Below are 23,217 nucleotides of genomic sequence, written 5' to 3' on the forward strand. Positions count from 1 at the left end.
AATGGTTGCTTAAAACTGGTCGTAAAAGTCGTCGTCCAGCTCATCCGCTTCGGTTTGCGGTGGGTTACCATCATAAACCTTATGCTGCCAATTTTGAAAATACGCCTCTTTTACAAACCCGTAAGGGTCTAACGAGTTCTCCATCAGCGCTTGTTGTTCTTGCAGGCGTAACCGCGTATCTAGTGCCTTCACCAGTAATCGCGCGATGCTGGTAGGGCCATTTAAGTTATCAATCGGAAAGTACATGCCATCCACTACGTCACCGCCGCGATCGATAGGCACGGTCGGACCTAAACCTGGCAACATCACATAAGGGCCTTCCGTAACACCCCAGCTCGCTAGCGTCTCGCCAAAGCTTTCTTCTTTTGCCTCAATCCCGAGTGGCGTGGCAACATCAAAAATACCTAACACACCCACAGTACTGTTAATCGAGAAGCGCCAAAAGGTACTACCGGCATCCATCACTTTGCCTTGCAGCAGATTATTCACAAACCACGAGACTTCATCAAGGTTATCGGCAACGTTGCGTAAGCCGGTTCGTACCGGCTGCGGAATTTCACCATAAGCTTTAGCGGCTGGCCAAAGAATAGCTTCATCTAGCTGCTCGTTAAAATCCCACATGTCGCGGTTAAAATCTTCAAAGGGATCGCGTGGGTCAGCCCACTCATCGTCGGGCGTGCTAGCACAGCCTGCTAAGGTTAATCCCGCCAATACAATCAGTAAGTACTTCTTCACCATAACCTCAATGTTGTTGGTTTTAACGAGTTAGTCGTTCACTATCTTGCTAATTTCTAGCTGCACTGACGTAGCAGAACCAGCTTCTAATACCAACGGCTCGGCATCCAGATCACCAGGCGCAGCTTCAATCTGCTCATCGCTTGATATACGTGCCATCACCTGCCAACGGTTCAATCCGCTCATCACAAATTCCGGCAACATGGCATTGGCATCCGATAGCTCAATCGTTATCGGAAAGTTCGCCACTGGCTGACGTACTGCAGCCGCCGGCATTCTACTACCATCAGGATCGGTAATGTAGACGAACAAGGTGCCACCCGCTGGCACTTGATCTTGTAACTTCGGAGCCAAGCTTACCGTGACAGTCAAACTCGCATCAGCGGCCACTAAACGTTGCTCGACATCATCTAGTGCTTGTTGAATGGCTGCATAGCGCTCATCCGCCGGGGCAATTTGGTCTTGTAACAATTGCCATGCCGTTTGTGCCTGCTGCCAGTCACCGCGTTGATAAGCGATCAGGCCTAATAATGACAAGGCCTCTTGCTGCGTGGGGTCCTGTTGCAGCACTTGCACCAACAATTGTGCTGCTTGGGCTAAATATTGTTCTTCGCCAAAGTTTACTAACAGCTGAGCGTAACCTAACTGCGCCTGCTGATTGCTCGGGTTAATTGCGAGAGCTTTTTCAAAAGCATCCACCGATTGCTCCGCTTGCCCTAACTGAGTCATCACCCGCGCATAAATTTGCCACACCATACCATTATCATCGGGCGTTTGAGCTAAGCGCTGACGTAAACCTAGTGCAAAGGTTTCTAATTCTTCCCGGGTAGTTTGCGCCGACTGATCCGACATCACCTTTCGGCCTAAATCAGGCAACGCTGCTAAGGCGTCATCCGCTTGGCGCTGCAACTGCCAGCTACCAAAGGTAAAATAAAGGATCACCGCAGCCACCATCACCACCACCGCCGGTACCCATACGGCATTGCCCATTTGGCGATCAGCCACTTGTTCTAATTCGCTGTTTTCGGTAACAAAGCGCTTGTCTAACTCATCATTGGCACGCGCAAACGCCTCCATCGTGAGTAAGCCGTCATCGCGCTCTGCCACCAATTCTAATTTACGCTGTTGATAGAGTTCGCGGTTGACATCTAAACGGGTGCGCTGCTGCTCGCGCTGGCGCCGCCCGGTTACCATTAAAAATAAACCGCCCGCCGTCACCACGGCCAAGATCATCGCTATATGAGCAATCATTCTGATTTATCCTGTTTCTCGGTTTGCAGACGCGCCAACTGGGCTAATTCTGCTTCACTTAATTGGGCTTCTTCAGAGCCTGAACGCACTCGCCACAAGACCACAGCTGCGCCTATTAGCACCACTGCCAACGGCCCTAACCAAAGCACCAAGGTACTGGTGCGCACCGGCGGCCGATAGTAGGCAAAATCACCGTATCTTGCCACCATGTAATCTACCACCTGCTGCTTGGTGGCACCGTCTTTCACCATCAAATAAGTGCGGTCACGCAAATCTTTGGCCAGCGAAGCATCTGAGTCAGCAATGGTTTGGTTCTGACATTTCGGGCAGCGCAGCTCGTTAATTAGTTCTCTAAACAAACTTTCTTGCGCCGGGTCGTCAAATTTATATTGCTCTAAACTCACCTGCGCCTGAGCTTGACTACTAAGAGCTAACACGAGCACCAAGCTGAAGCTTACGAACAGGCTACTGAACAGCTGTCGCCACGAGCTGTGCGGCTGACTGGTTAATGCGCTTGTGGTCATGATTGCTCACCTCCTCGTTCGCCCGCTGCAGCTTTGGCCTGTTGCTGTAACTGCTGGAACATCGGTGCCAACAACTGACTCCAATTGCGAGCATTAACATCGCCAACGTGGCGATACACCACCTCGCCTTTATGATTAATCAAAAAGGTTTCTGGCGCACCATACACGCCGAAATCAATGGCGACCATGCCCCGCTCATCAAACAGGTTAACCACGTAAGGATCGCCTAAGGTATTGAGCCAATTCACTGCTTTAGCACGCGAATCGTCTTTGTAATTTAACCCCACTATCGGAATACCCTGCGCTGCCAGCTCATTCAAAAAAGCATGTTCAGCTCTACAGGTTGGACACCAAGTAGCCCACACGTTTAATAACAAGGGCTCGCCAGTTTTCAGAACTGCCTCGGTATGCTCCGTCGAGGTATCGTAGATATCTGGCAAGCTAAAGGCCGGCACAGGTTTGCCCACCAAAGCCGAACTTAACTCGGTGGGGTCTGAAAACAAGCCCCTTAACAAAAACACGGTCAGGGCTAAAAACGCTACCAGCGGTAACGCTAACACCAACCAGCGTAGCGACGACTTAGATGTTTGAGCTTCAGCCATGAGCAACTCCTTGAGCCGGCTGTTTGCGGCTGGCCCGATAACGTTTATCACTCATCGCTAAAGCACCGCCTAAGGCCATTAAAATGGCCCCTAGCCAGATCCAACGCACCATAGGTTTCACATAAATCCGTACTGCCCAAGCATCGGGGCTGGCCTCATCACCTAATGGCTCACCTAATGCTACATACAAGTCACGCAAGAAACCCGCATCTAGGCCAACTTCGGTCATACTCATTTGTTGTACTGTGTAAAAACGTTTTTCAGTCACCAGCTCACTCACCAGCTTACCATCGCGCAAAATACTAAACTCAGCATGGTCGGTGGTGTAATTCGGGCCCTGCTGTTCGCTTAACAAATCAAAGCGGAAGGTGTATCCAGCCACCTCAACCTGATCACCTGGTGCCAACCTTACATCGCGCTCAATCTCGTATTGGCTCACCGCAGCAATCCCCACAATAGTAATGGCAAAGCCTAAGTGGCCAAGCACCATGCCCCAGTGACTACGACCTAACTTGGTAAGACTCGCTAAGCCTTGGCCACGTTGCTGCACCCGCTGACGTAATTCGGCCACCAAGGTCAACACAATCCATAAGCTTAACACTAACCCTAATACCGTCATGGCCATCACTTGATCAGTCACCACCCACGGAATCACATAGCCCAACGCTAATGCCAGCACTAAGGCTAGGCCTAAACTGCCCATCAAAGGTTGCAGTTCTTGGCGACGCCAGCGCATCAATGGCCCTAAGCCCATAAACACCACGAAAGGCACTATCAAATAGGTGAACATCTGATTAAAGAAGGGTTCACCAATTGAAATCGAGCCTAAACCAAGTTCTTTGTGCACCAGTGGCAGTAAGGTCCCGATTAGCACCACAGCGGTAGCTGCTACTAACAAGATGTTGTTGCCTAGCAGCATCACTTCACGCGAGTTAACTTCGTATTTGGTGGCGCTATTTACAGCCCCAGCACGTAAGGCAAACAGCAGCAGCGAGCCGCCAATCACAATCGCCAACAAGCCGAGAATAAAGAGACCACGAGCTGGGTCGGTGGCAAAAGCATGCACCGATACGATCACCCCAGAGCGCACCAAGAAGGTGCCGAGCAAGCTTAAACTAAAGGCGGAAATAGCTAGTAACACGGTCCAAGACTTAAAGGCACCGCGCTTTTCTGTCACTGCCAAACTATGAATCAAGGCAGTGCCGACCAACCACGGCATAAAACTGGCATTCTCGACCGGATCCCAGAACCACCAGCCGCCCCAGCCAAGCTCGTAATAAGCCCACCAGCTGCCGATAGCAATACCCAAGGTTAAGAAACACCAAGCTGCGGTAGCCCAAGGTCGCGACCAACGCGCCCATGAGGCATCTAATTTACCGCTGATGAGTGCCGCAATGGCAAAGGCAAAAGCCACCGAGAAACCAACGTAACCCATGTACAGCAACGGTGGATGAATAATCATCCCAGGATCTTGCAGCAGCGGATTTAAATCGCGACCATCCACTGGGATTAAGGGAAGCGCGCGATCGAACGGATTCGACACGCTCATCATGAACAGGTAAAAGCCAATGCTGATCAACCCCAAAATGGCCAACACGCGCGCCATCATGGTTAACGGCATGCGCCGCGAGAACATTGCCACCGCAGCTATCCAGCACGCTTGCATCAGCATCCACAGTAAAAATGAGCCTTCGTGCGAGCCCCACACCGCAGTAATACGATACATCAGGGGCAGCGCGGTATTCGAGTTATGCGCCACATAAGCGATAGTAAAATCGTTAACCACAAAACCCCAAGTTAACGCTGCATAGGCTACCGCAGTAAACAAAAACTGACCGTAAGCTAGGGGTCGCGCCAACAACATAGCTCCGCTGTGACCTTTCCACGCGCCCCACAGCGGATACCCCGCTAGCAACACGGAAAATGCCAAAGCTAACGCTAATGAAACTTGACCTAATTCAGCAATCATTGTTAGTAACCCTCTGGCTCTTTAGATTCGGGCTTTTCACCGGTGTAGTCAGGTGCATTCGGGTTGACATGTTTAATGCCTTTCATAGCTTCAGCCAATTCTGGCGGCATGTATTCTTCGTCGTGCTTGGCCAGCACTTCCGTAGCTTTGAGCACGCTAGGTTCGATCAAGGTGCCCTGCGCCACAATGCCCTGCCCCTCGCGGAACAGATCAGGCAAAATACCTTGGTACAACACGGTCATTTCAGGCCCAGTATCGGTGACTCGGAAGCTCACTTCTAGGGTTTTAGGATCTCGACTAACCGAACCCTCAACCACCATACCGCCTACCCGAATCCGTTGTCCTACGCTAGGCTTGGTAAGGTCTTTGCCTTTGCCTTCTAGCACTTCTGTTGGGGTATAAAACAAATCAATATTTTTTGATAGCGCAAACAAAATCAAGCTCAGCGCCGCTGCCACCCCTATGATTAAAGCCAATACCCAGGCTAAGCGTTTCTTACGTCGTGGAATCATGCGGTACCTCGTTCTTGCTGTTTACGTCGGGCTAAGCGCTGCTGCCGTTGCTGTTGCTGCACCGCTTGTTGTTGCAATTGTTTACGGGTGCGTAAGCCATGCATCACTAAGATCGTGAGCGCTAATAAGGTCACCCCATAGGCCAGCCATACATAAAACCCATAGCCACCCATATCAATAAAGTCATACCAACTGTCAAATGCCATCTTACCGCTCCTGCTCAGCCACGTCGAGTTGGGCGTGAACCCAAGGCCGATGTATTTCTTGCTTCAAAATTTCGTTGCGTAACCGCTGACAGACTAACGCCCCGGTTAAGAGCGCAAAGCCCAAAATGCTAATCAGCAATGGGATCAGCATCTCGGGGGCCATCGACGGCTTTTCAAATTTAGTGATTGTGGCCCCTTGGTGCAGGCTGTTCCACCAGTACACCGAAAAATGAATGATCGGCACGTTCACCACCCCGACTAACGCCAGCACACTTGCCGCTTTAGCCCCAGTACGCGCATCGGTAAAGGCATAGTACAGTGCCAACACCCCGATGTACAAAAACAGTAGAATCAGTTGTGAGGTTAAACGCGCATCCCATTCCCACCAAGTTCCCCACATGGGCTTACCCCAGACGGCACCGGTAAAGAGCGCAATAAAAGTCAGCACGGCACCGACCGGAGCTATGGCCGCAATGGCCCATTCCGCGGTGCGAATTTGCCACACCAAAGCAATCAAAGCGGTAATCGCCATCGCCGTGTAAGCGCCCATCGAGAACATCGCTGATGGCACATGAATAAAGATGATGCGATAGCTATCGCCCTGCTGGTAATCGCTAGGTGCGAACAGCATTCCCCACACCAAGCCAACCGTTAAGGTCACCAAGGCACTGCCAGCCAACCAAGGTAACCAAGCGCCTAGCAACCGGTAGGTTGCCTCACCTTTTGCATACGGGTGTAACCATTTCCACATTGTTAGTTCACACTCACTCGGATTGCTGCTGCCACCGCAAGCGGTGCCAAAGTCAGCGTTAAAACCATAAGCCCCGCCAAGAGTAACACTTGGCCAAGCGCGGACGTACCTACTAGAGTACTTTCAACGGCGGCCGCTGCAAATATCAACAAAGGGATAAACAACGGCAGCAGTAATAAGCTCAATAATGCCCCACCGCGGCCTAAACTAACCGTCAGCGCAGCTCCTATCGCAGTCATGGCACTCAACATAGGAGTACCTAATAAGAGGGTGAGCATCAGCACGCCCCACGCCTCAAACGGTAACTTTAATAATAACGCACACAGCGGCGCTAAGATCACCAGTGGCAAGCCACTTAACAACCAATGCACCAGAATTTTGCCCAATGCCAGCACCGCCAACGGCACCGGCAGCAACGTCATTTGTTCTAACGAGCCATCTAAATAATCATCGCGAAATAAGCGCTCAGAGCCGAGTAAAGCCGACAACAAAGCAGCGACCCAAATCACCCCGGTGGCGATACGCGCTAAAATATCCGGCCCAGGCCCTACCGCCAATGGAAACAGCGTCACCACGATCACCACAAACAGCAATGGGTTAATCACATCGCTACGGCGGCGCAAGGTCACCGCTAAATCACGGCGCATGATCACGCGCAATAACGCAAAGGTTGATGCTTGATTACTACAACGCGAGTTGGTCTCAACTAAGCTCATCGACAAACTCCTCGTCTTGGGGCTCAATCCGTAATTTTTGCAAGCGCTCGCCCGACCAAGTTAACGGCTGATGCGAGGTTAGCAATAACGCGCCACCACGCTCTAAGTGTTCAGCAAAACGCTGATGGAGCATATCAATGCCGCGAGTATCTAGGGCGGTGAAGGGTTCGTCAAGGATCCATAAAGTCGCAGGGCTATACCATAGCCGCGCTAACGCAATTCGGCGTTGCTGCCCAGCCGATAGCTGTTGCGCAGGAATATCTTCTAGGCCAAGCAAGCCAACGGTTTCTAACAGCTGCCAAGAGTCTGTAGCGCCAGCGCCATCTAATTGAGCTTGAAAATGCAAGTTCTCCAGCGCTGTCAGCTCAGCTTTTACCGCAGGTTTATGGCCAATAAAAAGGGTTTGTCGTTGCCATAACTCGGGATCATCACGCTGCGGTTGGCCAAACAGTCGCACTTGGCCCTCTTGCGGACGTAATAACCCAGCAATGATTCTTAATAAGGTTGATTTGCCGGCCCCATTAGGGCCTTCAATATGCAGAATATGGCCTGCATTCAATTGCAGCGAAAGCTGCGCAAACAACGTGCGCCCGGCACGCACAGAAGTCAGCTGATCAGCTTGAATCACAACAGACATGTCAGCTAGTGGCCTATCTCGTTAATTAAAATTGGCTCGATAGTACCACAGGTTAGCCGTGGATTGGATCAGTTGTTGATACGAATATCTATATCTTGCCCTGGGTCATTAGCCTGAATATTCGATACCGAAATCACCGACGGAGTAAACACCATGCCCGGATTTGACGAGCCAAACTGAATGCTTAATGAGCTACCCTGCTGAATCCCATTACAGGAATAAATCGGGGTGGCTGATTTGCCCACAAAACTAAAAGAACAGGTCACATTTAAATCAGACGCGCTAATAGTTAAGCCGTTGTAATCGTTTTTCTTACAGTCTTGCCAGCTAGCAGTATTACCAGTTACTTTGTTAAACAAACAATGGAACTCGCCCGAGACAGCAAAATAAGTAGTCTCGCCGCTACGCTCTTCTACGGTAATGTTCATGGCACTGCTGATATCACGGCCAATATCTCGCACATGAATCGGTGGTCGCCCGATAATTCCGGTATTACCGCCTTGGCTCAGCATTGTAACCTGGGTGGTGCCACCAGCCACCGTGGTTAAGCGCCCACGACTGTAGTTTCCGTAATAATTACGATCAGGATCGACGATGGTTTCTATCTCTTCATTGGTAACTGTGGCCACCCCCGTATTGGACGAATCCCAATCACCTAACAGCGTGTTGTTAACCTCATAAAAGGGCACTTTAGTGAGCCAATCATCTTCACCGTTCTGAATCGCACTAATGACCGCCTGCAGATGGCTATCACTCATTTTATCTAGATAAATAGCGCGCCCAATCAGCTGATAAGAACCATTCATCAGCGTCGCATCACGATCATTAGGAGCCGCCGGTAGCGCCTCGCCTAACACCAAGGCACGGATCACCGCGCGCACATAATTGGCATAGGTCTGGTTACTGGCTTCATCCACTAAGTACTCAGAGGTGGAGACAGTAACAGCTTGCATCTCCCAATCGGGATACACTTCATACCAACCGTCAATACGCCGCATCCGGCATACTTCCAGATAGTTTTCATTGAGGCTGGCTTGGGCTAATCCGGTGCCCAAAATAAAACTCGATGCTCTAAAATGTCGATGGTCACCACTCGGCAACCGCGCCGCTGCGCTTTCTTCCCGATAGACGTTCCCACTGGCTACCATTTCTTCGTTGTCATGATGGTCGCGACAGCATTCAACACACAGCTCAGGTTGATTGGTATCCGCTGGAGCCCCCACCATTTTACGTACCAACTTGCCGCCATCGGGGTCTAGCGTTAATTGGTCATCTTTTAAGATCAACCGTTGGGGAGTACGCCCCACATTATCCTGTATCCCCACAAATTTGCACAAACACTCCACCGTGGCAAAGTCTTCGACGCGTTGGGTTTGCGTGGCTTGGTCATAGGTCACCGTATCAAAGGTCACCATACGTCGCCCATCTTTGGTCAGCACCGAAGGCGTCGGCCGGGTCGTTTCTTTCACTTGAAACAAGGTCGCATTGCTATCGTCGGTTAATTTGATGGCAATAACCTCAGGCGCTGCGCCCGGGTTATAAGTCACCTTGGGTTCGCTGCGGGGCGGTGGATTGGTTATCACCAAGCCGCCATCACGCATATTAAATTTACTTAACCAGCCTTCGACACTAGCAGCATCGGCTTCACCGCCACGACTGGTCCAACTCACCTGTACCAAAGCCGCCTTGGCATCGGGTTCACTGGGCAAGGGGTTGGGTAAGCCTACATCGCCACTGGTTTTCCAGCCATTGTGGTAATATTGCGGGCTTACCGTCCACACCACTTGATAATCTTTGCCATCGCGAGCCACAGTCGCACTGCCAGAAACAATATCGGCGTATTCGTTAAAGCGAAGCAACTCTAATCGATGCTGGGCGATTTCTAAGGCGGCACTGCGCTCAGCAGCACGCACCGAACCTTGGGTAAAGGTACGTTGCAAACTCACTAAACCGGTAACGCCTACGGCAATAATCACCAGCGCCACCAGCACCTCAACAAAGGTAAAGCCGCGTTGTTGTCTAGAAATCACGCCAACTTCCTCCTATGCGAAATAACCGTCGAAACTTATCGTTGGTGACAATATTGGTCAGTACTTCTTGGCTGTATCGTACTTCCAAACTCCCGTTAGAGAGCTTAGGGTCACGATTCGCCATCACCGCCCCTTCAATCCGTGCACCACCATTGAGTTTTAAGTCGTACGTATTTAAGTCATCCGGTCGCGTAAACGCAAACAACAAGCCATGAATGACCACATTGCCGTTAATCTGCACATTGGCACTTTCAACCACTATTGCTACCGGGTTCTCCGGGCTGCCGATAGAGCCTCCAGGGGCACAAGAGCCTGTTACCCAAATAAACCCAGTGCTGGCTGCATTTAAACTGCTGCAATTAGGCACAATCTGGCTGGCTGATGCTTTAAGTGATTGCCACTGTGACGAGGGCACGCCAAACAAATACTCCAGCAAGTCATCAGGAAAATTCGGGTCGTTATCTAAAATATCGACACCGTGGTCACCCCGCTCACTAAAGGGGTTAGAATCACAGCGTCCTTCCTCGAACTCTTGTTGGCCACAGGTGCTGCCACTACCGTTGATATCCACATCACCTGAAGTCCAAATAGATAATGGCACCCCATCACCACCGCCATTCGGGTTCGCCGCCACTTTAAAGTTACCAGAGACGTTCATCGAGCCACGAACTGCCACTGGCGTATCAGGTGCGGAACGAATGATCGGCAATACAGCTAGTTGTTGGCGCACCGTACGCTGCCCCCGCCCATCAGCCGAACGTGCGGAAATCACCACATCAACGATATCCACCACCCCACGTAGGGTATCGTCAAAACGTTGGCTGCTTATGGTCGCGGTATAACTGGCGCCACCTAGCGTGCCACTCAGCGTTCGATCCAAGTTAGTCTTGTCATCATCTAGCTCACTGATAACTCGCTCTAACGCTGCATCGGCCACCATAGTGGCCTCTTGCGCGGCTAAATGATTACGCATAATACGCTGCTCTTGTACCTTAAAACGAGCCGTGTACAAGGTCACCAAAATCAAAATCGCCAACAGCATCACCGAGATCGTCAAGGTGGCATAGCCAGCTTGGTAGCCATATCGTAACTGCTGTGGTGGCAACACTGGCTTAGAACGCATTACGTAGCACCACCTCGGTCATAAACTCGCGATCCAGCGCGGCATCACTAGGCACACTCAACCGCGCTTCAATAAACACGACCTGTTCGGTAACTTCATCCAACATGCGCTCCGTCAGCACAAACTGCAGTTGTTCAACTCGCACCAAATCAGGACTGGTTAAACCTTCCCATCCGTTTTCATCACAACCGGCACCGCCTTGACGGCGCTGAATTTGATCGTTTCGTAACCGATAGCCGAATCGCTCCACGTTACCATCATGCACACCATCGGCATCCGCATCGTAGTCAAACAACAAGCAGGATGCTGCTGCTTCATCAGGGTGAGCGCTCACTAGCACGGATTCATTAAAAGCCGTAATAGCATTTTCGGCATCTGTCACTAACAGGTGTGCATCGCTTCGATACCCAGCGCGACGCACATCACCTACCAACAAATCCATCACCGCGGTGGTTTCTTCATGCAACTGACTTAAGCGCAAACTGTTTGAGTTAGTACCAAGCGTGGCTGAGAACACACTCGCCAAGCCAGCCATCAACACCAGCCCCAGACTAATAGTAATCATCAGTTCGATCAGCGACAGGCCGCGTTGCTTTAACATGCCGGATAACTCCCCACATCGCCCACCTGACAATAGCGAATGCGCCCCAACGAGCTCACCACCAATTGCACTTGTTTTTCCATCGCTCCGGTACTGTCGCTCAACTGATAAATGACCGTGCCCGCATTGCCTTCAGCCAAGCCGCGCATGCCATCAAAGGCGGTAAATTCGCCAGCCGCAAAGGTACTACTGAGCAGTTCTACTTGATTATAGTCAGCACTGGAAATTTGCCGTAGCACACCGTCAATCGCGCAATCATCTTCCAGACAATCACAGTCCGCCGTGTCGGCTACCGCCGCACACCAGGCGCCGTCTTCATCGTCCCACACCACAAAACGCTGCTGCCCAGTCGCCAACGCATCCGATCGCGCGTACTGCAGCAAGGCATAGGTATCCTGTGCCGCCCCCTGCAATCGTAGCGACCGAGCTAAATCGAGCGTAGCCGGAACCCCCATTCCCAGCACTATGCTGAGAATGGCCACAGTCACCAACAGCTCTAATAAAGTAAAACCACGCTGCATTGCGTTTCGCCTAAAAGTGTAATACTAATGATGTATCTTACCTAGCATAGTATGGACGGTTGTAATAAATGCAAGTTAAAAAAACGTTGGCAGGCATCACCCTCATCGAGCTTATGATCGTCGTTGCTATTCTCGGCATCCTCGGCAGCATCGCCTACCCCAACTACGTCGACTATGTTAGAGCAAGTCGCCGCGCCGACGCCATCACTGAACTGCTGAAATTACAGCTCGCGCAAGAAGAATATCGCTTAAGAAATAGTAGCTACGCCAGCATAGCGGATCTCGGCACCAACCCCAGCAGCGAGTTCTATAGCTTTAGTGCCAGCAACATCGGCGCCGAAACTTACACGCTTACGGCCACAGCCACAGGTGCCCAGGCGTTGGACACCGATTGTGCTGCTATGAGTATTGATCAGAATGATGCGAAAACGCCAGCCGCTTGCTGGCGCTAGCGACGCAACAATAATTAAAGTATTGATTGAAGCTCATGCAAAGCATGGCGACAAAGCCGCCGGCTCAAGTAGATGTATGCTGAGTTGAGTCTTAAGTCACAGATGCAAGAAGACATCATAAAAAAGCTTTAGCTGCTGTGGCAGAACCGAAAATCTGGGCACGCAAGTTACCGATCCACTCAATGACATGACACCTTGTGAGTAACGAAAACCCGCATAAATATGCTACGAAGTACTGTGAGAGTATTTAAATATCGACTTCGAGGTTGATAACATTCTGAATCTGCCAGATGAACTTGATGAACCGGGTAATTTGGTCTGCTTTGTGCCAATTGCGGACGCTAGCACCTCATGATATTAATTGTTAGAGGCACCAACAGTAAAATACGATCACTTCCCAAGGTTTCACTTAGGTAACTCTATGTGCACTTCAAGCCCCGTGGGATATGAGTTGTTGAATGAAATTTTTCCATGGTGCAGTTGCACTATCTTTTGTGTAATCGACAGGCCTAAACCAGCGCCTGATACAGCACTATGTTCTTGAAGTCGATAGAAGCGCTCCCCCAACCGCTCAAGTGTTTCTTTAGGGACACCCTTGCCTTCATCAGCAACCTTGATAATGACTCTGTTAGCAGTCTCGAGCGCGACTACCTGTATTTTCGAACCTTTCGGCGAAAATTTCATTGCATTGGACAACAGGTTGGTTAAAACACTAACGATAAGAGTTTCGTCACAAATTATTCGAATAGAGGAAACATCAATGTGCCATTGGTGATTTTCCACTTTATTGATTGGTAAGTGATTTAGCGCCAAAGAGACCAACTTACTGATTTCAACTTCCTCAAACTTTTCAGTAAAGTTTAGGCTATCAAGCCGGTTCAACAACAACAGTTGATTAACAAGGCGTGACATTCGCTCCACGGAGTTAAAAATGGACCTGCCAGAGTGCTTGGCATCGTCAAGTGAATCAGCTGAAATGACATTTTCGGCGTGTACTTGGATTGCGCTTAACGGTGTGCGCAGTTCGTGAGAAGCATCAGCGACAAACCGCTTTTCGCGTTCCGAGAACATTTTAATTTGATGCAACAACCGATTGAGTGCTTGCCGGATCGGAACCAACTCATTAGGCAGTTCGGACTCAACTGGCGACAAATTATTTAACTCCCTAGCTCTTAGGTCTGCAGCAAAACGGTTTACGGGTTTTAGGACAATATAAACGATGAGGAGTATTATTAGGCTAATTGGAACCCACATTAATAATAGTGGATAGAGTTGCTCTGAGGCCAAGTAGCCACTCAGCTCACCTCGAACATCCTGACGCTGAAAAGTATGAACCCATATGCCTTTGGATTCCTCGAAGTAGCTAAAGATAAACCACGTGTTTTTGTCACTCTTTAATGTATGGTAACCCGCTTCTAAGCCCTTAAGGTTCAATGATTGAGCCTGGTTTGTTGAAGCCAGCAAATTACCGTCGACATTGTAAATTTGATAGCCAATCTTAGACTCGTATTTATGGCCGCTGGGACCTTTTTCTTCAGCGTAGCTATCCTCTCCGGTATCATCATATTGCGATATCGGAATTATTTGAGTGACAGACAGTTTATTTTTAGCGGGCGCATAAAACGTTGCGAGCGACTTTGCGGTCTGAGCAAGTTGCGCATCAAAAACCTCATCCAGCTCATGCAGAATATCTCTGTAACTCGCCCAAGCCGTGACGGCAAGTACAGTCACCACGGCTAAGTTGATGCCAACAACCAATGAGCGACGAAGTGACCACAGGCTCATGATGACTCATCTTGTAAGCGATAACCTAGGCCTCTTATCGTTGAGATAAGATTACCATCGATTTTCTTGCGTAAATGGTGAATGTGTACTTCTAGCGAATTACTCTCATGTTCGCCTCCCCAGCCATAGCACGCACTCGCTAATTGCTCTTTACTCACTATTTTTCCTTTATGCAGCGCTAACTGTTTCAGCAACAGCCACTCAAGCCGAGTCAAATTAATTGTTTTGTCACGAAAACGGCATTCCTGCGATGATAGGTCAATATTCAGTTGCCCACAGGTTATAATATCGTTTAAGTGTTGGTTTGCTTTGCGAACCTGCACTCGAATACGCGCTTCTAATTCGCGTAATTCAAAAGGCTTAACCACATAGTCGTTGGCGCCTTCGTTTAATGCCAGTACTTTAGTATCAATATCATCCCACGCTGTAAGTACGAGAATCGGGATTTCTTGGCCTGCTTTCCTTAACTTTTTAATCAGTGGTACGGCATTTCCATCGGGCAGTCCGAGATCAAATATTGCAAGGTCAAATTGATCTGTCCTAAGGGCGGTCTCAGCTTGAGACAAGTTTGCCGCTAGCTCAACCAGGTATCCCATTCGGCCTAGCCCCTTGATTATTCCTTCAGCCAAATATTTATCATCTTCTAGGAGTAGCAAACGCATGTGCTTACCGTCCATCAGGTTTAGTTAAGTCAAGGTGTTCGTTGTAAACAGAGGCTTCAACATTAAAGTAGCCCAGGATCGTATGCGAAAAATTATCATGACTGATAGTAGCGCCCGTTTCGTGTTTACTTACATTAAATGTGTCGGATGGCCATACTATCCAGGGTATGTGACGTTGTTCTTCTGGAGCTATCCAGTTAGGCAAGCCATGCAGATAGATACCGTTATTCCCTAGTGATTCACCATGGTCAGATACATACATCATACTGCTGTCCAGTTCAGTATGGCTTTTCAATAACTTTATGACCTGACTTACAAGTTGGTCGGTGACGAGCAAACTGTTGTCATAAGCATTAGTAATTTCATCCACAGAACAATTCGACAGCTCTTGACTTTTGCATTCGGGTAAAAACCGTTTCATTTCGTTAGGCGACCGTTCGTAATAGGCAGGCCCATGACTTCCCATTTGATGAAGCACAATAATTGAGTCCTGATGCAAATTGCTTAACCAAGATTTGAGTTGTTCGAGCATATCTACATCATAGCATTCCAACTCCCCACATCGGGACTCACTCATTTTGACGGTTTTAATTCGATTACAGACATCTTTGCAGCCAGAGTTATTTTCTATCCATGTTGCATTAATACCGGCAGTTTCTAAAACATCTAATACATTACTCGAGTTTCTAGCAACATCCGAGTAATTATCAGCTGTTAAAAAACTGAACATGCACGGCACTGAAATAGCAGTTGCCGTTCCACACGATGTAGCGCTTTTATAGCTGAATATTGGCTCTGATGTCATGAGCGCATTCAGTGAAGGCGTTGTCAGCCGAGCATAGTTATTGATTGAAAAATGGTCCGCTCGCGCTGTCTCACCCAAAACGATTACCATGACTCTCGGTTTTTCAGACGTACTTACCTGAAAGGCATCTTGCCCTAATCTTATAAATTGAGTTGGGGTCTCTAATTTTCGTTTCAAAGCCGAGACGGTTGCTGATATGACGTTGAAAGGAGCGACTCTGTACTTCACATCTCGATGGTTGCGAAATAAAGAAGCGAAGTCGTCATAACTGGTGTAAGCGATACCGACCGCTAATACGGAAAAGCAAGTCGCCGCTGCAATGCCTTGTTTTATTTTTGTTGCCGTACTGGAAGGGGGGAGTTTTATATACGCCAGCAATAACGAAGGGATAACACCAAGTGTTATGAAGGTTTCAAAAAAACTCCCAGAGAGTTGGTCGCGAGCCTCAGCCGTATCGGTCTCAATTGCATTAATTATCATATCTGCATCAATGATAATGCCATATTCCGACATGTAAAAAAGTGCAGGAGCAGCAAGAACAAACAACAATATTGCGAATGGCTTGAAAGCATTAACGCATCGGCTGATGGCGAGCGCAACAGTATAGAAAAAAGCAATGAACACCACCAGTTTGACTTGCGTGAACCCATGAACCCCGTATTCACTCAACGCACTCATAAGAGGACCCGTGTATCCAAGAGCAAGCCAAGCCGCAACGAGTATTAATAGAGCTGGAAAATTAAGCGTCAATCGCTGCATATTGCTCACCTATATGAAAGATAAATAAAGAAACGCTCCAACAGATGAATGCTGTTGTTATGTCATCAATAAAGAAGTGTGCGCCCCGGAGCTGTTGAACACCTCCAAGTACAAAGCCGGAAGAAAGTGACAGAGTCAGCGAAGCTCTCGCAAGAAAAGGTCTGCTTTTACGCCAGAAAAAGTACAGAGCAATCCAGGCAAAGCCAATACTTGAATGTCCCGAAGGGAAGCACCGACCCGACCCAAAATGAGTGTCGTTGAACGACCATAAGCTGATATATGGTTTGGCTCCTCCGTATAATTGCAAATCCCAAGGACAGTCCATACCAAGCATAGCCTTAAGGTAATTCACTAAACCAAAAGACAACAAAACCGATAAGAGTAACAATACATACCGGCGCCGCTTGCTGTCCCTTTTGGTTGGTAAGAACTGAGCCACGGTTAGGAATAGGACAAACACTACAAATGCGAGATTAAGCTTCCGTATACCGTCATGAAGAATCGTTTCAGTGATAAAATGGTGCCGTAAAGACCACTGTCCCCCTTCGAGCTGGTATAAAGTATTGGCGACCCAAAACTTAAGCTCTAAAAATTCTACGACCAGTAATAAAGCCACAAAAACCACCAAAACACGTGTCCAACGCCTCCAAACCGTCATGGACTCTAAAGCGGCCATAACACAGCTACCCAAACGACGATGAACTGACAGATAGCAATGAACACTGCAGCCGACGCGATATCTTTTGCTCGACCGCTCAGCTCGTGAAATTCCGCGCCAATGCGGTCGACAACTGCTTCAATAGCGGAGTTCAGTAGCTCTGTGATAAGTAAACCAAGCAATGACATAAGCAGTAGCAACCGCTCTGAAAGCTCAAGCTCTGCTATCACTAAAACTGGCAGCAACACCAACAATAAAAGTACCTCTTGTCGAAAAGCTGCTTCAAAACACCATGCCGCTCTAAGACCTTTCATGGAATATTGCGTTGCGTCGATGATTCGGGCTATGCCAGTTTTTCCTGGTTTCATAGTCACCTCTTTAGAAATAAAAACTGCATAGTAAACAGTCAATATTAAGTTCAGCTTAAGGTTCGTTCTTTAGTATCGAGTTCATTATCAGAGCTAAGTTGGGCTACTAATGAGCAATACACCTTTATTAAAAGAACTGAAGTCGTCGCTATTCCAATACCGGACGCTTATAGCGGGTTTTTCGCTGGGTCTAATTATCCTGAGTGTTAGTCGCTTACTATTATTTATATGGCAGTTTGAGCGCGTAACTGAGGCAGGAGAGCTCAGTTACTTGATGTTAATGGGCCTCAGAGCAGACGTCGTTCAGATGGGTTATCTGACGCTACCATTATTGCTATTCGCGCCATTATTTTTAAATCGCTGGGGTGTGAGGGCTTGGCAAACAGTTCAAAGCGCGTGGTTGATTATTGCTATCTCCTATATCACGTTTATGGAGGTCTCAACGCCTGCCTTTGTTATGCAATACGACTTGCGACCAAACCGTCTGTTTGTTGAGTATTTAGAGTACCCGCGGGAAGTGCTAAGTACCCTTTGGGGAGGGTTTAAAATCTGGTTACTTTTGACCGCGGTGGTGTTGAGTATTTGCCTGTACGGACTCGGTAAGCTTGCTAAGCGACTGAACCAGGCGCCTTATGGTCATAAACAATACGCTGGCAGGGCGCTTATTGCTTGGCCGCTTTTGATGGTACTTGTTTTTGCCGGCGTGCGTTCAACTTTAGCGCATCGCCCGGCGAACCCAGCATTTTTTGCTGTGACATCGGATGCTTTGGTGAATAGTTTGGTTATCAGTTCAGCCTATTCGCTTGAATACGCAATTTACAGCATGAGGCACGAGGAAAATGCCTCTCGTATATACGGTGATGCCAGTATAGAGAAAATTCTTAAAACAGTTAAAAACCAGCCACACCTAGCAGGCAAGGCATTTCCATCTGACGATTACCCCACAGTGCACTTTAATAAAGCTTCCCGGACCTTCGACAAACCCAAAAATATCGTCGTTATTTTGGAGGAAAGCCTAGGCGCGACTTTTGTTGAAGATCTCGGTGGTATTAATGTCACGCCAAACCTACAGCAACTTAGGAAGGAAGGGTGGTGGTTTCAGCAGCTTTACGCAACAGGCACTCGGTCAGTTCGTGGTATTGAGGCGGTTATTTCCAGCTTCTTACCCACTCCGGGAAGGAGTACAGTGAAACTATCATTGTCTCAGCAAGATTTTTATACCGCTGCTGATCTGTTGTCGCGTGAGGGATATTTCACTGAATTTCTTTATGGTGGTGAAACCCACTTTGACAACATGGGGAGCTTTTTCGCAAGTAACGGTTTCCAGTCTATTCTTGGACAGAGTGACATTGATAACCCCAAGTTTGTCGGTAGCTGGGGAGCGAGCGATGAGGACCTGTTTGACACCGCTGATAAAAGGTTTGAGAAACTAGCTAAAAAGAATACGCCCTTTTTTAGCTTGGTATTTACTTCGTCAAACCACGAACCCTTCGAGTTTCCGGACGATGAAGTCGAGCTCTATTCTACGCCCAAAAACACGGTAGAAAACGCTGTCAAATACGCTGACTTTGCGCTGGGTAAGTTTATCGACAAAGCAAAGACGAGTAATTACTGGGAAGATACGATTTTTTTGATTGTTGCTGATCACGATACGCGCGTCTATGGAAACGAATTAGTTCCCATCCAAAAGTTCCGCATCCCAGGACTCATTCTGGGAGGCTCTATTCAACCCAAAGAGATTAATGAAATTACCAGTCAGATCGACTTAATGCCCACGGTTATCTCGCTTGCAGGCATTTCAGCTTGGACCCCGGCGATAGGTCAGGATATTTCGAATGATAGCGTGCCACCGGCTAATCGTGCCATGATGCAATTTGGTAATAACTACGCATGGATGACACCCAAAGGAGTAGCGATTTTAACTCCTGGAGAGGATAAAACCGGCCACTATGACTTCGAAGAGCGAAAATTTGTGGCTGACCCAAATATCAATCAACAGTTGCGTAATGAGGCACTAGCTCATGCATTATTGCCTTCTTGGCTATATCAGCACCGAGCGTATTTTGTCCCAGAACATTTAGCTGAACCTTCTAACGAATAGACCTTTGTTAGAAGTTAGATTAAAGGCTTCAAATTGAGCAATTGTGGGGCTGCTACTTGGGCTTTAGTTGGTCCGCTTATCGCTCAAACCAGCCCTAAACCGCTCAAAATTTAAACTACAATGAATATTCCAATTCTGCAAACCAAAAAGAGGAAACGATGATGGCTGTTAAACATTCACCTCCAAGCGGCAACCCCATTCTTCATCAATAGCAAAAAGGCGGAAAACGGGTTGCGGCATAGATACGAAGGTAAACCCTTCGCATTGGTCGAATACGCACGACAAGATCACCGGCGATAAAAACGGCTGTAAAAACTAGCGTTACTTGAAAAAATGGTGGTCCGCGCATGCGACTACCGCATACCCTCTCTCTACTCAAATACCCCATTCAAAGCTCCCAAATCGCCATCACCTTGTGATATTCTTTTGAGCACACAACAGCAAACATTCCAAGCCAACCAAGCGACAAAAATTGACGCTTATTTAATGGACTAAAACAGGGAAAGAATGATGACAAGTACCCAACAGCGCGCCCTACTCCAACGCCAAATTTGGCAGATTGCCAACGACGTTCGTGGCTCAGTAGACGGCTGGGATTTTAAGCAGTATGTACTCGGTACCTTGTTCTATCGCTTTATCAGCGAAAACTTCGCTAGCTACATTGAAGCCGGTGACGAAAGCATTAACTATGCATCGCTTGATGATTCGGTGATTACTGACGACATCAAAGACGATGCCATTAAAACCAAAGGCTATTTCATTTACCCAAGCCAGTTATTCGTTAACATCGCCAAAACCGCGAACAACAACGAGAGCCTGAACACCGACCTTGCCCGCATCTTTGGTGAAATTGAAAATTCAGCCAACGGCTATGCATCGGAAGATGACATTAAAGGCTTGTTCGCAGATTTCGACACCACCAGCAACCGTTTGGGTAATACCGTCAAAGACAAAAACCTACGTTTAGCGGCGGTATTAAAGGGTGTAGCCGGGTTAGACTTCGGCAACTTCGAAGACAACCAAATCGACCTTTTCGGCGACGCTTACGAGTTTCTTATTTCAAACTATGCAGCGAATGCCGGGAAATCAGGTGGCGAGTTCTTTACGCCGCAACATGTCTCGAAGCTCATTGCTTTGCTGGCTATTCATGGGCAAACCAGTATCAATAAAATCTATGACCCGGCAGCGGGTTCTGGTTCTTTGCTGATGCAGGCGAGAAAGCACATCGACGTGCATCGAATTGAAGACGGTTACTTCGGGCAGGAAATTAACCACACCACCTACAACCTTGCCCGTATGAACATGTTCCTGCACAACATTAACTACGACAAATTTAATATCCAGTTAGGGAACACGCTCACTAATCCACATTTTTTGGATGACAAGCCGTTTGATGCCATTGTTTCTAACCCACCCTACTCGGTGAAATGGATAGGTAGTGACGACCCCACATTGATTAACGACGAGCGTTTTGCCCCTGCAGGTGTACTAGCCCCCAAATCAAAAGCTGACTTTGCCTTTGTGTTGCACGCACTCAGTTACCTTTCAAGCAAAGGCCGTGCAGCCATTGTTTGCTTCCCTGGTATTTTTTATCGCGGCGGTGCCGAGCAGAAAATCCGTAAGTACCTTGTGGATAACAACTACGTTGAAACCGTAATTTCGTTAGCGCCAAACTTGTTCTTTGGTACCACGATTGCCGTAAATATTTTGGTGCTCTCCAAGCATAAGCAAGATACTTCCGTGCAATTCATCGATGCCAGTGGTTTATTCAAGAAAGAAACCAATAACAACGTACTGACCGATGAGCACATTGAACAGATTATGAAAGTGTTCGAGAGCAAGGACGATGTTGAGCACTTTGCCAAATCAGTACCATTCGAGAAAGTTGCAGAAAGTGACTACAACCTGTCTGTCAGCAGCTATGTTGAAGCCAAAGACAATCGCGAAGTTGTCGACATCACTGAGCTAAATGCTGAACTTAAAACTACCGTTGCCAAGATTGACCAATTGCGTGCGGATATTGATGCGATTGTGGCAGAGATTGAAGGTGCCTGAGATGAGTGAGCTAAGTTTTATTGAGCGGTTACTTGATGGGGTAGAGGTGGACTGGGTGCCTATTAGCGAAGTGACGCTGCGTACTAGCAATATAAAGTGGAGTGAAGTTAAACGTGATTATAAATATATCGATTTAACTTCTGTCAGTATCGAAACTAAGCAGATTGTAGAAACATCATGGGTGTCACCAAATAATGCTCCAAGTCGGGCGCAGAAGCTTGTCGAAAAAAAAGATGTAATCTTTGCAACTACTCGGCCAACGCAAATGCGCTATTGTTTGATTGGCGATGATTACCATGGAGAAGTTGCCAGTACTGGCTATTGCGTGTTGCGTGCTGAAAGAGAAAAAGTGTTACCTAAATGGATTTTGCATCTGATCTCAACGAGCGAATTTAAAAGGTACCTAGAAGATAATCAGAGTGGATCAGCGTATCCAGCAATTTCTGACGCGAAAGTTAAAGCATTTAGTATCCCAATCCCATGCCCTGAAATCCCAGAAAAGTCGCTGCAAATCCAAGCGGAAATCGTCCGAATTTTGGACGCATTTACCTCCCTTACCGCCGAGCTTACCGCCGAGCTTACCGCACGCAAAAAACAATACAACTACTACCGCGATAAATTGCTCAGCTTTGAAGGCGACGAGGTGGAGTGGAAGCCTCTGGGGGAGGTTGTAAACATTAAAAATGGGAAAGACTGGAAAAATCTGGGTGCCGGAGATATTCCGGTTTATGGCTCCGGAGGAGTGATGACCTATGTGGACTCGTTTGCTTACGATAAACCAACGGTTTTAATTCCTCGCAAAGGGTCTATCACAAACATATTTTACGTCGATGAGCCATTTTGGAATGTTGACACAATTTACTATACAGAGATAGATACCACACAAATTGTCCCGAAATTCTTCTATTATTTTATGCGAACCTTAGACTTAATGAAGTTGGACACGGGTTCCGGCAGACCGAGTCTTACTCAAGCAATTCTAAATAACATTTTGGTACCTGTTCCGAGTCTCAGAAAGCAGGAACATATTGTAAATGTACTCGACAAGTTCGATGCCCTAACCAACTCAATCACTGAGGGCCTCCCGCGCGAAATTGAGCTACGTCAAAAGCAGTACGAGTACTACCGTGATTTACTGCTAAGCTTTCCAAAGCCAGACGAGCAGGCGGCTTGAAATGTGGGAAATGCGTGGGGACTTCGTCGTTTCAGGTACTTTGCCCCGAGCTATAGGTAATCGTTCAATATTGGGCACATACGAATTTTTAATAGCGACTACCGAGGATTTCTCGGTAGTTCAATGTTTAACTAGAACTAGGAAAAGGAGTTTCCGATGACTAACAATATTGAGATTTACCAATTTACTGACGGCAAGTTAGGGCGTGGTTTAGTATGTG

23 protein-coding genes are annotated in these 23,217 nt (G+C 48.0%); 4 read left to right on the forward strand and 19 right to left on the reverse strand.

Annotation, left to right across the window (positions count from 1 at the left end; all coding sequences use genetic code 11):
* Nucleotides 1–9: 9 nt before the first annotated feature.
* The 14 genes from NOG12_RS04440 to NOG12_RS04505 form a co-directional block, all read right to left on the reverse strand.
* Entirely contained in the window at nt 10–738 is a 729-nt protein-coding gene (locus NOG12_RS04440) for an MlaA family lipoprotein (RefSeq protein ID WP_313932510.1), read from the reverse strand.
* A gap of 27 nt (nt 739–765) precedes the next feature.
* Nucleotides 766–1,986 carry a c-type cytochrome biogenesis protein CcmI gene (ccmI, locus tag NOG12_RS04445; RefSeq protein WP_313932511.1) on the reverse strand — a complete coding sequence of 407 codons (1,221 nt, stop codon included), beginning with the start codon at nt 1,984–1,986 and terminating at the stop codon, nt 766–768.
* The gene (locus tag NOG12_RS04450; protein ID WP_313932512.1) at nt 1,983–2,510 is read right to left on the reverse strand and encodes a cytochrome c-type biogenesis protein; all 528 of its coding nucleotides are present in this window, start codon (nt 2,508–2,510) and stop codon (nt 1,983–1,985) included. The genes ccmI and NOG12_RS04450 overlap by 4 nt, the downstream gene beginning before the upstream one ends.
* Nucleotides 2,507–3,112: a DsbE family thiol:disulfide interchange protein gene (locus NOG12_RS04455; RefSeq protein ID WP_313932513.1), complete on the reverse strand. Its 606-nt coding sequence runs from the start codon at nt 3,110–3,112 to the stop codon at nt 2,507–2,509. Before NOG12_RS04455 ends, NOG12_RS04450 begins: the two co-directional genes overlap by 4 nt.
* Entirely contained in the window at nt 3,105–5,081 is a 1,977-nt protein-coding gene (locus tag NOG12_RS04460; RefSeq protein ID WP_313932514.1) for a heme lyase CcmF/NrfE family subunit, read from the reverse strand. The genes NOG12_RS04455 and NOG12_RS04460 overlap by 8 nt, the downstream gene beginning before the upstream one ends.
* 2 nt (nt 5,082–5,083) lie before the next feature.
* A complete protein-coding gene (ccmE, locus tag NOG12_RS04465) occupies nt 5,084–5,593 on the reverse strand; it encodes a cytochrome c maturation protein CcmE (protein ID WP_313932515.1) in 510 nt (169 codons plus the stop codon).
* Entirely contained in the window at nt 5,590–5,799 is a 210-nt protein-coding gene (gene ccmD, locus NOG12_RS04470; RefSeq protein WP_153825925.1) for a heme exporter protein CcmD, read from the reverse strand. Before ccmD ends, ccmE begins: the two co-directional genes overlap by 4 nt.
* Before the next feature lies 1 nt (nt 5,800).
* Nucleotides 5,801–6,550 carry a heme ABC transporter permease gene (locus tag NOG12_RS04475; RefSeq protein ID WP_313932516.1) on the reverse strand — a complete coding sequence of 250 codons (750 nt, stop codon included), beginning with the start codon at nt 6,548–6,550 and terminating at the stop codon, nt 5,801–5,803.
* A gap of 2 nt (nt 6,551–6,552) precedes the next feature.
* Nucleotides 6,553–7,197 carry a heme exporter protein CcmB gene (gene ccmB, locus NOG12_RS04480; RefSeq protein WP_228759452.1) on the reverse strand — a complete coding sequence of 215 codons (645 nt, stop codon included), beginning with the start codon at nt 7,195–7,197 and terminating at the stop codon, nt 6,553–6,555.
* A gap of 55 nt (nt 7,198–7,252) precedes the next feature.
* Nucleotides 7,253–7,903, reverse strand: coding sequence for a cytochrome c biogenesis heme-transporting ATPase CcmA (gene ccmA / locus NOG12_RS04485; RefSeq protein ID WP_313932517.1), 651 nt, complete (start codon nt 7,901–7,903; stop codon nt 7,253–7,255).
* A gap of 68 nt (nt 7,904–7,971) precedes the next feature.
* Nucleotides 7,972–9,933, reverse strand: coding sequence for a type IV pilus modification PilV family protein (locus NOG12_RS04490; protein WP_313932518.1), 1,962 nt, complete (start codon nt 9,931–9,933; stop codon nt 7,972–7,974).
* Nucleotides 9,923–11,056, reverse strand: a complete 1,134-nt coding sequence (locus NOG12_RS04495; RefSeq protein WP_153825929.1) for a pilus assembly PilX N-terminal domain-containing protein — start codon at nt 11,054–11,056, stop codon at nt 9,923–9,925. The genes NOG12_RS04490 and NOG12_RS04495 overlap by 11 nt, the downstream gene beginning before the upstream one ends.
* On the reverse strand, nt 11,046–11,657 hold the full coding sequence (locus NOG12_RS04500) for a prepilin-type N-terminal cleavage/methylation domain-containing protein (protein ID WP_110074939.1): 612 nt from the start codon (nt 11,655–11,657) through the stop codon (nt 11,046–11,048). The genes NOG12_RS04495 and NOG12_RS04500 overlap by 11 nt, the downstream gene beginning before the upstream one ends.
* The gene (locus tag NOG12_RS04505) at nt 11,651–12,178 is read right to left on the reverse strand and encodes a GspH/FimT family pseudopilin (RefSeq protein ID WP_313932519.1); all 528 of its coding nucleotides are present in this window, start codon (nt 12,176–12,178) and stop codon (nt 11,651–11,653) included. The genes NOG12_RS04500 and NOG12_RS04505 overlap by 7 nt, the downstream gene beginning before the upstream one ends.
* A 68-nt stretch (nt 12,179–12,246) precedes the next feature.
* Between NOG12_RS04505 and NOG12_RS04510 the strand changes: the two genes are divergently transcribed.
* On the forward strand, nt 12,247–12,630 hold the full coding sequence (locus NOG12_RS04510; RefSeq protein WP_153825931.1) for a type IV pilin protein: 384 nt from the start codon (nt 12,247–12,249) through the stop codon (nt 12,628–12,630).
* A gap of 405 nt (nt 12,631–13,035) precedes the next feature.
* On the opposite strand, the gene NOG12_RS04515 is transcribed toward NOG12_RS04510, so the two are convergent.
* Genes NOG12_RS04515 through NOG12_RS04535 form a run of 5 tightly spaced genes read right to left on the reverse strand, consistent with a single transcriptional unit; the run spans nt 13,036 to nt 17,667 of the window.
* Nucleotides 13,036–14,415, reverse strand: coding sequence for an ATP-binding protein (locus tag NOG12_RS04515; RefSeq protein WP_153825932.1), 1,380 nt, complete (start codon nt 14,413–14,415; stop codon nt 13,036–13,038).
* Complete coding sequence (locus tag NOG12_RS04520; protein ID WP_110076795.1) at nt 14,412–15,077, reverse strand: response regulator; 666 nt, start codon at nt 15,075–15,077, stop codon at nt 14,412–14,414. The genes NOG12_RS04515 and NOG12_RS04520 overlap by 4 nt, the downstream gene beginning before the upstream one ends.
* Nucleotides 15,078–15,081: 4 nt before the next feature.
* Complete coding sequence (locus NOG12_RS04525; RefSeq protein ID WP_313932520.1) at nt 15,082–16,641, reverse strand: phosphoethanolamine transferase; 1,560 nt, start codon at nt 16,639–16,641, stop codon at nt 15,082–15,084.
* Entirely contained in the window at nt 16,622–17,317 is a 696-nt protein-coding gene (locus NOG12_RS04530) for a phosphatase PAP2 family protein (protein ID WP_313932521.1), read from the reverse strand. Before NOG12_RS04530 ends, NOG12_RS04525 begins: the two co-directional genes overlap by 20 nt.
* Nucleotides 17,305–17,667 (reverse strand): diacylglycerol kinase, encoded by a 363-nt coding sequence (locus tag NOG12_RS04535; RefSeq protein ID WP_313932522.1) that lies wholly within the window; start codon nt 17,665–17,667, stop codon nt 17,305–17,307. The genes NOG12_RS04530 and NOG12_RS04535 overlap by 13 nt, the downstream gene beginning before the upstream one ends.
* 109 nt (nt 17,668–17,776) lie before the next feature.
* Here NOG12_RS04535 and NOG12_RS04540 point away from each other — a divergent pair, with 109 nt between their 5' ends.
* The 3 genes from NOG12_RS04540 to NOG12_RS04550 all read left to right on the forward strand — a co-directional run bounded on the left by NOG12_RS04540 (nt 17,777) and on the right by NOG12_RS04550 (nt 22,997).
* A complete protein-coding gene (locus NOG12_RS04540; protein ID WP_313932523.1) occupies nt 17,777–19,768 on the forward strand; it encodes an LTA synthase family protein in 1,992 nt (663 codons plus the stop codon).
* 510 nt (nt 19,769–20,278) lie between these two features.
* Nucleotides 20,279–21,823, forward strand: a complete 1,545-nt coding sequence (locus NOG12_RS04545; protein ID WP_313932567.1) for a type I restriction-modification system subunit M — start codon at nt 20,279–20,281, stop codon at nt 21,821–21,823.
* Between the two features lies 1 nt (nt 21,824).
* A complete protein-coding gene (locus NOG12_RS04550; protein WP_313932524.1) occupies nt 21,825–22,997 on the forward strand; it encodes a restriction endonuclease subunit S in 1,173 nt (390 codons plus the stop codon).
* Nucleotides 22,998–23,217: the final 220 nt, after the last annotated feature.

Origin of the sequence: Pseudidiomarina fusca, from assembly GCF_032227045.1 — a bacterium.
Taxonomy (GTDB): domain Bacteria; phylum Pseudomonadota; class Gammaproteobacteria; order Enterobacterales; family Alteromonadaceae; genus Pseudidiomarina; species Pseudidiomarina fusca.

Excerpts from the sequence above, each read along its gene's own strand:
- NOG12_RS04535 (WP_313932522.1), bottom strand. The coding sequence starts at position 17,667 with ATGAAACCAGGAAAAACTGGCATAGCCCGAATCATCGACGCAACGCAA.
- ccmI (WP_313932511.1), bottom strand. The coding sequence starts at position 1,986 with ATGATTGCTCATATAGCGATGATCTTGGCCGTGGTGACGGCGGGCGGT.
- NOG12_RS04500 (WP_110074939.1), bottom strand. The coding sequence starts at position 11,657 with ATGTTAAAGCAACGCGGCCTGTCGCTGATCGAACTGATGATTACTATT.
- ccmB (WP_228759452.1), bottom strand. The coding sequence starts at position 7,197 with ATGCGCCGTGATTTAGCGGTGACCTTGCGCCGCCGTAGCGATGTGATT.
- NOG12_RS04520 (WP_110076795.1), bottom strand. The coding sequence starts at position 15,077 with ATGCGTTTGCTACTCCTAGAAGATGATAAATATTTGGCTGAAGGAATA.
- NOG12_RS04475 (WP_313932516.1), bottom strand. The coding sequence starts at position 6,550 with ATGTGGAAATGGTTACACCCGTATGCAAAAGGTGAGGCAACCTACCGG.
- NOG12_RS04440 (WP_313932510.1), bottom strand. The coding sequence starts at position 738 with ATGGTGAAGAAGTACTTACTGATTGTATTGGCGGGATTAACCTTAGCA.
- ccmD (WP_153825925.1), bottom strand. The coding sequence starts at position 5,799 with ATGGCATTTGACAGTTGGTATGACTTTATTGATATGGGTGGCTATGGG.
- ccmE (WP_313932515.1), bottom strand. The coding sequence starts at position 5,593 with ATGATTCCACGACGTAAGAAACGCTTAGCCTGGGTATTGGCTTTAATC.
- NOG12_RS04495 (WP_153825929.1), bottom strand. The coding sequence starts at position 11,056 with ATGCGTTCTAAGCCAGTGTTGCCACCACAGCAGTTACGATATGGCTAC.
- NOG12_RS04550 (WP_313932524.1), top strand. The coding sequence starts at position 21,825 with ATGAGTGAGCTAAGTTTTATTGAGCGGTTACTTGATGGGGTAGAGGTG.
- NOG12_RS04505 (WP_313932519.1), bottom strand. The coding sequence starts at position 12,178 with ATGCAGCGTGGTTTTACTTTATTAGAGCTGTTGGTGACTGTGGCCATT.
- NOG12_RS04525 (WP_313932520.1), bottom strand. The coding sequence starts at position 16,641 with ATGCAGCGATTGACGCTTAATTTTCCAGCTCTATTAATACTCGTTGCG.
- NOG12_RS04460 (WP_313932514.1), bottom strand. The coding sequence starts at position 5,081 with ATGATTGCTGAATTAGGTCAAGTTTCATTAGCGTTAGCTTTGGCATTT.
- ccmA (WP_313932517.1), bottom strand. The coding sequence starts at position 7,903 with ATGTCTGTTGTGATTCAAGCTGATCAGCTGACTTCTGTGCGTGCCGGG.
- NOG12_RS04545 (WP_313932567.1), top strand. The coding sequence starts at position 20,279 with ATGACAAGTACCCAACAGCGCGCCCTACTCCAACGCCAAATTTGGCAG.
- NOG12_RS04510 (WP_153825931.1), top strand. The coding sequence starts at position 12,247 with ATGCAAGTTAAAAAAACGTTGGCAGGCATCACCCTCATCGAGCTTATG.
- NOG12_RS04515 (WP_153825932.1), bottom strand. The coding sequence starts at position 14,415 with ATGAGCCTGTGGTCACTTCGTCGCTCATTGGTTGTTGGCATCAACTTA.
- NOG12_RS04540 (WP_313932523.1), top strand. The coding sequence starts at position 17,777 with ATGAGCAATACACCTTTATTAAAAGAACTGAAGTCGTCGCTATTCCAA.
- NOG12_RS04530 (WP_313932521.1), bottom strand. The coding sequence starts at position 17,317 with ATGGCCGCTTTAGAGTCCATGACGGTTTGGAGGCGTTGGACACGTGTT.
- NOG12_RS04455 (WP_313932513.1), bottom strand. The coding sequence starts at position 3,112 with ATGGCTGAAGCTCAAACATCTAAGTCGTCGCTACGCTGGTTGGTGTTA.
- NOG12_RS04450 (WP_313932512.1), bottom strand. The coding sequence starts at position 2,510 with ATGACCACAAGCGCATTAACCAGTCAGCCGCACAGCTCGTGGCGACAG.